At 57.6% G+C, this 13,137-nt stretch carries 6 protein-coding genes and 2 tRNA genes; 3 read left to right on the top strand and 5 right to left on the bottom strand.

The features are described from left to right. Positions 1-32 precede the first annotated feature (32 nt). The 4 genes from nusA to LPW13_RS01580 form a co-directional block, all read right to left on the bottom strand. Positions 33-1,535 carry a transcription termination factor NusA gene (nusA, locus tag LPW13_RS01595; RefSeq protein WP_230437705.1) on the bottom strand — a complete coding sequence of 501 codons (1,503 nt, stop codon included), beginning with the start codon at positions 1,533-1,535 and terminating at the stop codon, positions 33-35. A gap of 136 nt (positions 1,536-1,671) precedes the next feature. After that, positions 1,672-2,139 (bottom strand): ribosome maturation factor RimP, encoded by a 468-nt coding sequence (gene rimP, locus LPW13_RS01590; RefSeq protein WP_230437704.1) that lies wholly within the window; start codon positions 2,137-2,139, stop codon positions 1,672-1,674. A 336-nt stretch (positions 2,140-2,475) separates the two neighbouring features. After that, positions 2,476-2,552 (bottom strand) — tRNA-Met (locus LPW13_RS01585). Between the two features lie 123 nt (positions 2,553-2,675). Continuing rightward, positions 2,676-2,752, bottom strand: a tRNA-Met gene (locus tag LPW13_RS01580). 461 nt (positions 2,753-3,213) lie between these two features. On the opposite strand from LPW13_RS01580, the gene LPW13_RS01575 reads away from it, so the two are divergent. The 3 genes from LPW13_RS01575 (at position 3,214) to LPW13_RS01565 (ending at position 7,907) form a co-directional block, all read left to right on the top strand. After that, on the top strand, positions 3,214-5,322 hold the full coding sequence (locus tag LPW13_RS01575) for a TonB-dependent receptor (protein ID WP_230437703.1): 2,109 nt from the start codon (positions 3,214-3,216) through the stop codon (positions 5,320-5,322). A 111-nt stretch (positions 5,323-5,433) separates the two neighbouring features. After that, positions 5,434-6,642: a PepSY-associated TM helix domain-containing protein gene (locus tag LPW13_RS01570; RefSeq protein ID WP_230437702.1), complete on the top strand. Its 1,209-nt coding sequence runs from the start codon at positions 5,434-5,436 to the stop codon at positions 6,640-6,642. Positions 6,643-6,881: 239 nt separating this feature from the next. Next, positions 6,882-7,907 (top strand): zinc-binding alcohol dehydrogenase family protein, encoded by a 1,026-nt coding sequence (locus LPW13_RS01565; RefSeq protein WP_230437701.1) that lies wholly within the window; start codon positions 6,882-6,884, stop codon positions 7,905-7,907. Positions 7,908-7,983: 76 nt separating this feature from the next. Here LPW13_RS01565 and LPW13_RS01560 read toward each other — a convergent pair whose 3' ends face one another. After that, positions 7,984-13,077: an OmpA family protein gene (locus LPW13_RS01560; RefSeq protein ID WP_230437700.1), complete on the bottom strand. Its 5,094-nt coding sequence runs from the start codon at positions 13,075-13,077 to the stop codon at positions 7,984-7,986. Positions 13,078-13,137: the final 60 nt, after the last annotated feature.

Below are 13,137 nucleotides of genomic sequence, written 5' to 3'. Positions count from 1 at the left end.
GTGTTGCCGGGGCCAGCCCCGGCACTCGGGCATTAAGCCTCTTGATCACTGTCTTCAGCGAACCAGGGCTCGCGGGCTTTCATGATCAGGGCGGCGGCGCGTTCCTGGTCCACGCCTTCAATATCCAGCAGGTCATCGACGGCCTGCTCGGCCAGGTCTTCCATGGTGGCCACACCACGGCTCGCCAGCTTAAACGCCAGCTGACGATCCATACCTTCCATGTTCAACAAATCTTCCTGAGGCTCGGAGGCGTCCAGCTCCTCTTCAGAAGCCAGCGCCTGTGTGAGCAGCGCGTCTTTGGCACGCGCACGCAATTCCTCGGCAATGTCTTCATCAAACCCTTCGATACCGAGCATTTCTTCCATCGGCACGTAGGCCACCTCTTCCAAGGTGGTGAAACCTTCTTCGACCAGGACACTGGCGACATCTTCATCGATATCCAGGCGCGCCATAAAGGTTTCCATGATGCTGCCGGATTCCGCTTCCTGCTTGGCCTGCCACTCGTCAATGCTCATGACATTGATCTGCCACTGGGTCAGCTCAGAGGCGAGGCGCACGTTCTGGCCACTGCGGCCAATGGCCATGGCCAGGTTTTCTTCCGCGACGGCAACGTCCATGGACCCAGCATCTTCGTCCACTACGATGGACTCGATTTCTGCCGGGGCCATCGCGTTGATCACGAACTGGGCCGGGTTGTCGTCCCACAGCACAATGTCGACACGCTCACCGGACAGCTCGTTGGAGACCGCCTGAACCCGCGCACCGCGCATGCCAACACACGCCCCTACCGGGTCGATACGACCGTCATTGGTATTGACGGCAATTTTTGCACGCAGGCCAGGATCGCGAGCTGCACCGCGGATCTCGATCACCTGCTCGGAAATCTCCGGCACTTCAATGCGGAACAGCTCGATCAGCATTTCAGGGCAGGAACGGCTCAATTTCAATTGTGGCCCGCGGGCTTCCGGCTCAATTTCCAGCAGGATCGCACGCACGCGATCGCCGAGACGGAAGATTTCACGGCCAACCAGTTGATCGCGCGGCAGACGCGCTTCTGCATTGTTGCCCAGGTCTACGGCAATAAAGTCGCGAGTCACTTTTTTCACGGTGCCGCTCACCAGGTCACCGACGCGATCGCGATATTCATCAACGATCTTGGCGCGCTCGGCTTCGCGTACTTTCTGCACAATCACCTGCTTGGCAGTCTGCGCGGCGATACGGCCAAACTCTACGTTCTCAACCAGCTCGCGGTGCACATCTCCGGCTTTCAGTTCCGGATTCACTTCGTGCGCCTCCTCCAGAGTGAACTGGGTGCCAAGCTCTGCGAGGGTATCGTCATCCACCACTTCCCAACTACGGTAAGTCTCGTAGTCACCGGAGCGACGATCAATGATCACTTCGATGCTGGAATCTTCGTCGTAGCGCTTCTTGGTGGCCGTTGCCAGGGCCGCCTCGATTGCCTGGAAGATGATATCCCGGTCAACGCCCTTCTCGTTGGACACTGCCTCGGCTACCAGCAAGATCTCTTTGTTCATGCAGCTGCCTCTTCAAAAACGCTACGTGCTTGGACTGCAATGCTCAAAAGGCCTGCAATAACCTCTTGCATCTCTAGCATTGCCCTGTGAATTCACTATGACGACCCGGCAATTCTTTCCGGGCTCCCGGCCGAACTTACTTCTTGTCGAACTGGGGAATGATATTGGCCTTCTCGATACTGTCGATTGGCAAAAGATATTCGTTTTCGCTGTCGATCCGCAGAACGATCTCATCGCCTTCAACGCCGGCGAGCAAACCGCGCCACTTGCGCTGTCCGTCCAGAGGCATTCGCAGACGCAACTCCACCTGGGCACCGACAAAACGCTGATAATGGTCCAGCTTATACAGCGGACGATCCATCCCCGGGGAAGAAACTTCCAGGGTGTACCTGCTGCTGATAGGGTCTTCCACATCCAGCACCGCGCTGGACTGACGACTCACCTTTTCACAGTCATCGACACTGATACCACGCTCCGCATCAATATAGATACGCAGTAGAGCGTTGCGGCCGTGGGTCTGATACTCGATCCCCCATAGCTCACAATCCAGTGATTCCACCACCGGAGCCAACAACTCTTCCAACTGTTCGCGTTTGCTTGCCATATCACCACTTTGGCCCGACCTGGAGGTCGGATCGTTGCATCTGCCCAGCAGATTACAAAAACAAAAAATGGGCAGCGGAGCTGACCCCACGGTCCGAATGAGAAACCGCGGCGCCGACTCCCGGCCCATTCGGATGGCAAACCAGCCCAGGCTGTTTGCCGCAGATACGAAAAAGCCCCTAACAGGGGCTTTTACTACGCAAAAGCGCCCTCAAGCACTTTTGCAAAATTTGGTAGCGGAGGCAGGATTTAAACCCTAGACCTTCGCCCGGCCATGCCGGCCAGAGGTAAAAGAGAGCCCGTCGGGCGTCTCGCCAAGTACCACTGGCACCGAATTTGGTAGCGGGGGCAGGATTTGAACCTACGACCTTCGGGTTATGAGCCCGACGAGCTACCAGGCTGCTCCACCCCGCAACAACTCTGGGGATTGGCGACCGACTTAAACCTCATGAAGTATAAGCAGTATCTGATATCAGCGACAGACATTGAAGCCTGATATATCGACGACTAAGCCGCCAAAATTTCCAACATCAAATTTGGTAGCGGGGGCAGGATTCGAACCTACGACCTTCGGGTTATGAGCCCGACGAGCTACCAGGCTGCTCCACCCCGCACCAACAAACCCTTGAAAGCCGCCCTGGTAAATGTTCGGCTTTCTGCGGTGGGTTGCCCCAACCGCTCAGAGGCTGCGCATTCTATGGGTGACACCCAGGTGAGTCAAGTTACTTTTGGCATTTATTCACTCAATGGCAAGACATCCATCGAGCCGGGCTCGAACGCCTTCCCTGCAACGCGCTTCTCTCTTCCTTAAGGTGGCCTCGCCAGGCAAAATCTAACCGGCTACTGACGCCCGGCATACGCACGGCGCGTACAGCCAGTCACCGTCAGAGCAATGCCCACCAACACCCGATATTGATAAACATTCTCACTTGCAATAAGATCCGCGACAATCTGGCGGGCCACGCATCTCATCGATAACACCAATCACCGATGACGCCAATGCCTAAACCCGCCCACCGGGTTTCCCCATAAAAATCCACTGCCTTCATCACTATTACCATTGCAAGGAGCATCCATGCGTCGCTTCAAGACCTCTCTCGCACTGGCCGTTGCCACCGCCGGCACCAACACGATTGCCGCTGCAGATACTAACCAGCGTATTGATGAGGAAGTCGTCGTTACCGCCAGCCGTACCGAAAAGCCGCTGAGCTCGATTCCCAACACTGTCACCCTGATCGACAAACAGGCCCTGAACGAGCAGTTGGCCGCCACCAGTGACCTGTCCACCATTCTCGGCAACCTGATCCCCGGTTTTTCCCCCAGCCGTCAGAAAATGACCAGCTCCGGCGAGAGCCTGCGCGGGCGCAAGCCGCTGTACCTGATCGACGGTGTGCCTCAGTCCAATCCATTGCGCAACGGCGGCCGCGATGGTCACACCATTGACCCGCTGATGCTGGAGCGTGTGGAAGTGATCCACGGTGCCAATGCCATTCACGGTATGGGCGCTTCCGGTGGCATCATCAACCTGATTACCCGCACCCCCAGTGACGAGCTCCAGCAGCGTGTGCGGGTCGAATCGGCCCTGCAGACCGAATCACTGAGTGACTCACTGGGTTACAACGGCAGTTACAGCGTATCCGGCAAGGTCGAGGACATCGATGTGCTCGCCAGCGTGACCTACCGCGATACCGGCATCCGCTATGACGCCAACGGTGACATTGTCGGTTTCGACAATACCCAGGGCGACACCATGGACAGCAATACCACCAACGCGTTTATCAAGACTGGCTATAGCTGGGGAGAGCAGCGGGTCCAACTGACGATCAACCACTATCTGGTAGAAGGCAACAACAACTGGTTGAGTGTGGACGGCGATATTTCGGAAGGCATCGCCACCGGTGCCATCGAAGCGGAAGTACCGGGCAAATCCCCATCCAATGAAGTCACCACCATCAACCTGCAGTACACCAACGAGGCATTCCTCGGGCAAAAGCTGCGCGCGCAAATATTTTCCCAGGATTTTGCCGGCACCTACGGCGCCACCAACAGCGGCACTTTCCAGGATGAGGATGCCTACGGTCCGGATTTATTCGATCAATCCCAGAACAATTCCGAGAAACGCGGCCTCAAACTGACCCTGATCAAAGATGACATCGCCGGCGCGCCGGTGAGTCTGGCCTACGGTGTGGACTTCCTGCAGGACGAGACCTGGCAGCAACTGATCCTTACCAATCGCGCCTGGGTTCCGCCCACCCAATATGAAAACATCGCCCCTTACGTGCAGGCGGAATTCAGCGGCATCGATAGCATGACCATCACCGCCGGCGTGCGCCATGAGATCTCCGAGCTCAAAGTGGACGATTTCACCACCCTCCACTCCTATAACGGCGGCCAGTCAGTAGAAGGCGGTAACCCGGAGTTCAGCGAGACCCTCGGCAACATCGGTGCCACCTACGCGATCAACGATGGGTGGCGGGTGTACGCCAATTACTCGGAAGGTTTTTCCATGCCGGATGTGGGCCGTGTTCTGCGCGGTATCAATACCCCAGGACAAGATGTTGAGAGCTTTCTCGATATGCAGCCCATCCTCACCCAGAACCAGGAAATGGGTGTGGACTTCAGTGGTGAACAGTTTGCCGCGCAACTGGCCTACTACACCTCGGACTCCGATTTTGGCCAGCGACTCGCCCTGGGCGATGATGGTATTTACAGTGTAAAACGGGAACAGACGGAAATTGACGGCCTGGAACTGCGCGGCCAATGGTTCGCCTCTGCGACGGATACCATCGAAGCGCGTTACGCCTATACCGATGGCCGCTACGACTCCGATCAGGACGGCAAGGTAGATACCGATCTCGGCGGCCGTAACATTGCGCCCAACCGCTTCAACCTGAGCTGGGCACGCAACTGGAGCGACGCGTTCAGCACCCGACTGCAGGCCAACTGGCTGCTGGACCGCAACTTCGAAAACAGTGCCGGTGAAGTCACCACCAAATTCAAAGGCTACACCATCATCGATGCCAGCGCACAGCTGGAAGCACTGGGTGGAGAGTTCACGCTGGGTATCCAGAACCTCACGAATGAAGACTATTTCACGTACTATTCCCAGACCGCCGGCAACGATATCCGCAACTTCAAGGGACTGGGCCGAAACATGAACCTGTCTTACTCCCGGGTTTTCTGATTTTTCGCCATAGCCGCGCAAGCGGGAGTCCGGTCTGTATGATCTGCCCCCGGTAAGAACAACAGCACTGGATTCCGGCCTGCGCCGGAATGACGACATCACTGAATCACCATGCGTAAAACGTTTTTCATTCTGCACAAATACGCCGGCCTCACTCTGGGGCTACTGTTGTCGTTGATCGGTCTCACCGGCAGCCTGCTGGTGTTCGATCATGTGCTGGATGAAACCCTGGAGCCCCACACTGTCGCTTTCCGTCCTTCAGCGCGCCCTGCAACCTACGCAGAAGTCCTGGACGCGGCACGCGCGGCGATGCCGGGCAATCCCGCCCCCACGCGACTGATGACCCAGCGCCAAGCTGGCAGTCCGCACGTGGTGCGCTTCCCTACTCCGGAAGGCGCGCCCGGGCCGATTGAGGTCAATGTTTCACCCACCGATGCGGAAGTACTTTCGGTGCGCGGCTGGGGCACCCCCGAGTACACCATGACCTGGCTTTACCGCCTGCACTACACCCTCTTGGCCGGCAAGAACGGCAAAACCGTCGTCGGCCTGACGGGACTGCTGTTGATGGTGTTCTGTATCACCGGCGCAGTGCTGTGGTGGCCAAAGCGGACCCGGCGGGGCAAACGCCAGTGGCGTCGTGCGTTTCGCATTGACCGCAACGGCAACCGCTTCCGCTTCTATTTCGATGTGCACAAGGTCTTTGGTATTTACTTCCTGCCGGTGTTGCTGATGGTAAGCTTTTCCGGTGTCACCCTGGTGTTTCCGACCCAGGTCGAGGCGGTGGTCGACAGTCTGTTCGAGGTCGAGCCACGCCCGGCTCTGCCCCGCTCCCGCACTGACAGCGGCAACCCCATCTCGCCGGATGAAGCCGTCGCCATCGGCCAGCGGGCTTTTCCCGGCGGGGAACTGAAGCGCCTCTATCTACCGCGGGATGCGGGAGATAGCTACGGCCTGACGTTTCGCGCCCGAGGGGAAGCGTGGACCAATTATGGTGCCAGTATCGCCCGCGTTGATCAGTACAGCGGCGAGTTGCTGATGACGCGGAACGTGACCGAGATTCCACTGGGCAACAAGATCCTGCGCTGGCAGTTTCCCCTACACAATGGCGATGCACTGGGGATCTGGGGCCGCTGGCTGGTTCTGATCTCCGGGCTAGTGCCCACCCTGCTGTTCGGCACGGGGATCTATCTATGGTGGAAGAAGCGTGTACTAAAACGCAACGCCAGCAAGATTGCCGCCAAGCGCCCTACCAAGCACCCCAACAAGCACCAGGGGAAAAGTGCAGAGCCACCGAATCCAGGTTCGTCGCTGGCTCGGTAACGCGGTAAATTAAACAAGCACCCCAAAGCGTCAATCACCGCATCTTCAGACGAAGATCACAGTCCTATCTTCTATGCTCTCCTACTATTGATTGTTAACTAGCGCACTTGAACTGATGCGGCTATTGAAAGTCCCAAATCGAGATTTGTAAAAGCGAATAAGCATCATCAGGACGCCAAAGCTCACAAGGCACGGATCTAAAAGGCGCCGGTGAAGAGAACAGAAAAGGGAGTTTCCACATGAAAGCTGTCGGCTTGTATCAATACCTGCCTATCGACAACGAAGAGTCCCTCGTTGACGTCCAGATTGACCGCCCAGAGCCCGGGCCACGAGATTTGCTGGTCGCGGTCAAGGCGATTGCCGTCAACCCGGTCGATACCAAACTACGCGCACCGAAATCGGAGCCGATCGTCGAAACCACACCAAGGATCCTCGGCTGGGATGCCGCGGGAGAAGTGGTTGCGGTCGGGGATGCGGTCAGCCAATTCCAGGTGGGAGAGCGGGTGTACTACGCCGGGGATGTACGGCGGCCCGGTTGCTACAGCGAGTTTCAGCTGGTAGACGAGCGTCTGGTCGGCAAGATGCCCCGCACTCAGGACTTTACTGCGGCCGCCGCGATGCCGCTGACCAGCCTTACGGCCTGGGAGGCGCTATTTGATCGCCTGGGTATTTCCCGCAGCGGCGATGATGCGGGCAAATCCATCCTGATCATTGGTGGCGCCGGCGGCGTTGGCTCCGTTGCGATTCAACTGGCCACCACCTTGGCCGGGTTGAAGGTGACTGCCACCGCTTCGCGCACCAAATCGAGTATGTGGATCAAACAGCTGGGAGCGACGCATGTGGTCAACCACCGAAATCCGGTGGACCAAGGCTTGCACGACATCGGCATCGATGCCGTGGATTACGTCCTGTGTCTGGCGGATACTGACCAGCACTTTATGGCCATGGTCAATGCCATCAAGCCACAGGGGAAAATCTGCTGCGTTGTGGATAATCGCGAGCCCCTGCCCCTCAACCTTCTGAAACCCAAAAGCGCTACTTTTGTGTGGGAATTCATGTTTACCCGCAGCAAATTTGAAACGGAAGATATGGATCGTCAGGGGTGGATTCTGGATCGGATCGCGGAACTCATCGACAATGATCAACTGATCACCACCGTAGGAGACAGCATCGAGCCCATCAATGCCGCCAATCTGCGACTGGCACACAGACAGTTGGAGACCGGCAGCACCGTGGGCAAGATTGTATTGGCGGGCTGGGAGTAGTCTGGAGTCAGGCCCCCGGGGCGGCACATCGCCCCTCGGAAACCTCCCCCCCGGAACCTCAACTCGGGAACGTCCGTTAGAACTTGCCTACCATATTCAGGAATATGCCCTGACTGTCGTAATCCAGATCCGTCAGGTCATCTGAGAAGTCGGTAAAGTTGTAACCCACACCGGCTTTAAAATTGCGTCCCATCTGACGGTACAACGCCAACAGCACACCACTTCTGCTATCGCCGGCATCCGGCAGGTCGAGCATGCGGCCTTCGATCAACAGATCCCATTTGTTGACGAAGTGCCAGTCGGCGCGCAGTACATACAGGCTCGCGGTACTGTCGAAAAACTCTGGATCTTCCCGATCCATGCTCAACTGACCGAGGCGGTAGGCGTACTTGGCACCAATGGTCCAACGCTGGCTGATGTCGTAGTTGGTGTCCACAGAGAAGATATGACTCTTCTGAACAAACTCCGAGGCGCTGCTGGTACTGTTGGAAGTAACCAGCACTTGGTCGGTGGTGGGCACATTGTAGAAGTAGGTGTACTTCAGCAGCGTGTTCCAGCGATCGTTATCCACAGGGCGGTAGGCGTAGCCCATCACGCCTTCGGTGAACTTGCCATCGTAGAACTCACCCTGTGAACTCTGGCTGTCGGAATAATTCAGTTTACCCACAAGACGCCAGTCCGGACTGATCTGGAAACCCAGGGTATTTTTCATCAGCCAGGTCTTGCGCTCGTTTTCCACCACGGTTTCAGGGTCAGTCAACGTCTGCATATTGTCGATGCGATACTCCACCGCACTGGACAGGCGCAGATCGCCGTCGTTGAACCCCATGCTGGCGCCCAACGCACGGCGCTCGGTCTCCGCGCCGGTGCGGGGATCTTCCAGGGTACCCGCTTCCAGGCTGGTGCCGTAATTCCACACATCGCTGGGAGCCAGATCCACGCCCAGTGCGTGGGTCAGGCCGGTGGAGACATCGCCGTGGGTGTAGCGCTCTTCACCATAGATACTCGTAGTATCGCTGAAACGGCTGCGGAAACCGCTGTTCAGATTCCCCTTGCGCGCGCGCACGCCGGTATCGGTGCGCTCGTTATCCAGGGTGTAATTCAGGTAGAGATTGGTGCGATCGGTGACCAGAAAATCGGTACCCACACGTGCGGCCGTCCCGGTATCACCACCGGAGAGTTCACTATCCAGGGTCAACCGCTCACTGACACGATAGGCGCCGCCAAAACCGACACGATTGTTTTCATCCCGGTTACCGGAGATTTCTGCCGTGCGCTGCACAAAGCCGAAGGCATTCCAGTCTGCGCCGGAATCGTAACTGGCCTGCATGGCCACGTCGGTGCGGTCGCCCTGGCGTTGCGTAACAGGAACCACGGACGATAAGTCTTCACGGGAGTCGGAGCGGGCCGCGGCGGCAATCCGCCAGCGCTCGCTGAGCCGGTATCCGAGTTCCACATCGGTAGCAGAAGTCTGCAGCCCCTGCTGCTGTTCTTTGGTGTCCGCTTTCAGGCCCACATCAAAACGCTCGCCGACGGGCATATTGATCATGGCACCGTACTGTTCTGTCTCTCGGGTAGCCAGCTGTCCGGGGCCAGAGAAGCCCGCATCCCGCTGTTGTGCATAGACAGATGCAGAGCCGCGCGCGCCTTCAAAAAAATCTCCAACCTGCAGTGCGGCCTCAAACTTGCTGGCGCCGGCTCTGGCGTCGGGATCAAACGGCTCGCCCTGGTCCAAACCGGGCTGATTGAAGCTGTAACCACCATCGAGGGACGACAGGCTGTCCAGGGTGTTGCCCTCGCTCTCAGCCACTTCCACTTTCATCCAGGTACCCGCGCTCTTGCGCAGGGTCAGGTCGACACCATTGAGAGAGGACTCGTTGTCTTCCTCGTCCTGCTGGCTGGCACTCACTCCAATCTTGACGTGATCACCGGCCCAGTAGTGAGCGCGGCCACCCACGGCGAGGGTATCCAGATCATCAAAGCCCGGAGTGTATTCATAGCGTGCCACCAGATATTGGGGATTACCATTGTAGGAGCCGTCCTGGACAATCAGATTGTCGTTGGCAATGGCCGACAGCGGACGGTTCAACAGTACCCGCCCCTGAATATAGTCCACATCGTAATCGATCACCGGAGTAAGGTTTTTCACTCCCAGTACCAGGCCGGAGTTTTTATCCCGCACTTCAATACGCAGACGTTCGGATCCGGTAAGAATATCCTGGTGACGCATGTAGTAGAGCGAACCGCCGGTGCCCCGGAATTCATCGCGGCCGGCAATGGTGCCCGGTTCCGCACTGAAGGCATCAATCTGGAAGCGCTTGTCACCAAAGTCGGTGACGTCGTCGGTTTCGAAATGGAAGTTCGCCCCGTACAGCGCGCGGTCGATATGCGCCAGCTCGTTATCGGTATAGGACGCGTTGAAGTTACCCCACAGGCCGTAGTCGTCGTAGTTTTCCAGCTTGATGTAGAACTTGCCGGAGGTGGGCGCATCTTCCACCACGGTGGAGTCATCACCAAACGTGGGATAGTAAAGATCGCTATCGAGACGACGGAACAGCGCGTCCGGATTTTTCTCCATAAAGTTGGTGAACAGATCCTCTACCGGGCCTTCTTCCGTATCCGCACTGGCAGACAGGCGCCAGCCATCGCCGAAACTGCCGCTGGTGTAGAACGCCAGGCGGCCGTCATAGCTGGCGGAATTTTCGTAGTGGGTTTCGTCACCGGTCACCAGCGCCGCGGGACCATTGGTATCGTCCCGCGCGACGGTGAGGTCGGCAATGCCCACGGTAAACCAGTCATCGCGGGTAAATTCCAGATCCCGCAGGAACAGCTCACCATTACCCGCATCGTCCAGTACGGCCACTTCTACGGTATGCAGCCCCTTGGCAAAAATTTCCTCGGCAACAAACTCGCCGCTGTTGCTTACCGGTACCTCACGGCCCGCCAGCCACACACTGTGATTGGCCGGGATATCCGCACCGTTAACCAGCACTGCGTTGCCGTTAACTGGAATATGCTGCTCGGCGAGACGGTTTTCCCCGTACCCCACCAACAGCTCTTCTTCCGTTGTGGCCTCCTGCAATTGCGGTTCGAAGTTATCCACAAGCCACAGGGTCTGCGGCCGGGTTTCATCAAAACGCTGTTTCCAGTCGTAGACCCGCAACACGTACTGCAATTTTTTCAGGGGCGCCTGATAAGCTTCGAAATCCGCATCCCAGCTGCCCTCCCCGTTCTGATCCAGAGTGACCACAGCCAGCGGTGCATCGCGCAGGGACTGATCCTCTTCAAAAATACGTACTTCGGCACGGGTAATAAACGACGGATAATTGGTATAACGCTTGAACTGCACCCGGCTGTCGACAATCTCCGTTTCGGGGTCGTCCGCATAGCGGATGGTGCTGGGAAAGGCACTGACATTCAGCCGCGGCTGCATGCTCTGGTTATCAAAGCGGAACTGGATATTGGCACTTTCCAACGCGACGTCGGTACAGCGCTGCAGGTCAGCAGAGTTTTTGTAAGGGTCGTATTCCGGCGCACCGTCCACGGTAATACGCATCAGATTCAGCGCGTAAGGGTTATGGGCTTCGGCCTCCTGCTGAATGCGTTCAATCTCAAGACGGTCTTTTTCCGCCAGCACTGCCAACTCATCGTAGAGCACCTGCACTTCTACCCGGGCGCCATCCATGTGAATAAAGCCGGTCTGCACCACATCTTTGGATTCCACATAACCGCGGCCTTCAAACTCCACCTGCTCATCGGTCAACCCGAGGTGCTGCTGTACCGCGTGCATGGTTTTCTCGGCGCGCGCGGATGACAATCCCACATCGTCGCCATAGACCATCGCCTCACGGCGCTCCATGCGTTCGTTGTCGCTGTAACCGACAAAACTCAGGCGCACGTTCTGTTTGCCGGCAACTTCGTCCATCATGCGCTGCATCTGCCCCAGCTGGGCGGCGGTAATCTGCGGCTCACCACTGTTGATGGAGATCGGTGGAATGGTGCCGGTGGGCGATTCATGCGCGATGGTGATGGTTTCTGCGGTGGCAGATTCCGGGCAGGCCTGGAGGCCATCAGACGCTGTTTCCAATAAATCGTCGTACCAGAATTCCACTTCCACCCGGCGGTTCAGGGCGCGGCCTTTCGCGGTGTCATTGGCGGCGATGGGCTGGCTGGAACCTTTGCCACTACTGGTTACCATGTACCCGGGCAGGTTCAACTGGTCGGCCACTGCCAGCGCCACCCGGCGCGCTTCCGCGCGCGAGAGCATCATATTATCGTTGTACAGTTCCGCCGGCCCCTCCGGCAGCGGTTTGCCGTCGGTGTGACCGACAAAGTGAATGCGCAGATTGGGCTTATCCAACAGGGTGTTGCGCACTTCCTGAATCCGGCGCACAAACGCTCGTGGCAGATCGATCTGCCCCGGGGCCAGGCGCAGGGGAGATACCAGATTCTTGAGTCGCGCGCGCTTGTCGGCACCGGCGGTATAGCGCAGTTTACATACGGTTTCCTGGCGGCAGACCTTCACCCGGTTCAATTGCGCGGCTTCCGCGCGACGCTGGGCTTCGCGGGCTTGTTGATCCAGCTCGAAATAGCGCAGCTGTACCTGTACCCGACGGTTCTGCTCCCGTCCCTGAGCAGTGATGTTTTCCGTTAGCGGCTCGCTGTCGCCCCGGCCTTTGAATACCACCGCCGTTTCCGGCAGGTCCAGAGAAGTCTGGAAATATTCCGCCACCCGTTTGGCGCGCGCCTCGGTAAAAGTCTCTTTATCCGCAAACGCCGACTGTTGCTCCTCGGTGAGAGGATCGCTGCCGGTATGGCCGGTAAAAATCAGCTGTAGTTCGTGGGAATCCTCAAGCTCGGCAAGCTTTTCCTGCAGGATTTCCACCAGGTCGGGATCGATCTCATCGTCCACTTCCCGGTACCGTAGCGGAGCCAACACCGCATCTTCTACAACCGCCTCTTCAGCGACGACAAAGACTTCTGCATCCTGCACCCATAACTGTCCTGCAGCCGGGATCAAAGAAGCCTCGGTATTGTTGCCCAACGGCTTTTCACTGTAATCCGCGGTGGTCTCGACTTCGGGGGAGAGTCCGGGGATTTTCTGCCACCAGGACTCTACCTCAACTGGCTGCACATCGCTGTTTTCACTGCCCGTATCCTGGGCAAACACACACACACTCGCCGACAGTGCAACAACAAAGGCACAGGCTGGCTGAATGGCTCGTTTCCA

The sequence above is a fragment of the Microbulbifer celer genome (genome assembly GCF_020991125.1).
In the GTDB taxonomy this organism is placed as follows: domain Bacteria; phylum Pseudomonadota; class Gammaproteobacteria; order Pseudomonadales; family Cellvibrionaceae; genus Microbulbifer; species Microbulbifer celer.
This window is presented reverse-complemented; position numbering and strand designations above follow the sequence as displayed.

Bases quoted from the DNA above. Each gene is read 5' to 3' on its own strand.
- rimP (WP_230437704.1), bottom strand. From the start codon at position 2,139: ATGGCAAGCAAACGCGAACAGTTGGAAGAGTTGTTGGCTCCGGTGGTG.
- LPW13_RS01565 (WP_230437701.1), top strand. From the start codon at position 6,882: ATGAAAGCTGTCGGCTTGTATCAATACCTGCCTATCGACAACGAAGAG.
- LPW13_RS01570 (WP_230437702.1), top strand. From the start codon at position 5,434: ATGCGTAAAACGTTTTTCATTCTGCACAAATACGCCGGCCTCACTCTG.
- LPW13_RS01575 (WP_230437703.1), top strand. From the start codon at position 3,214: ATGCGTCGCTTCAAGACCTCTCTCGCACTGGCCGTTGCCACCGCCGGC.
- nusA (WP_230437705.1), bottom strand. From the start codon at position 1,535: ATGAACAAAGAGATCTTGCTGGTAGCCGAGGCAGTGTCCAACGAGAAG.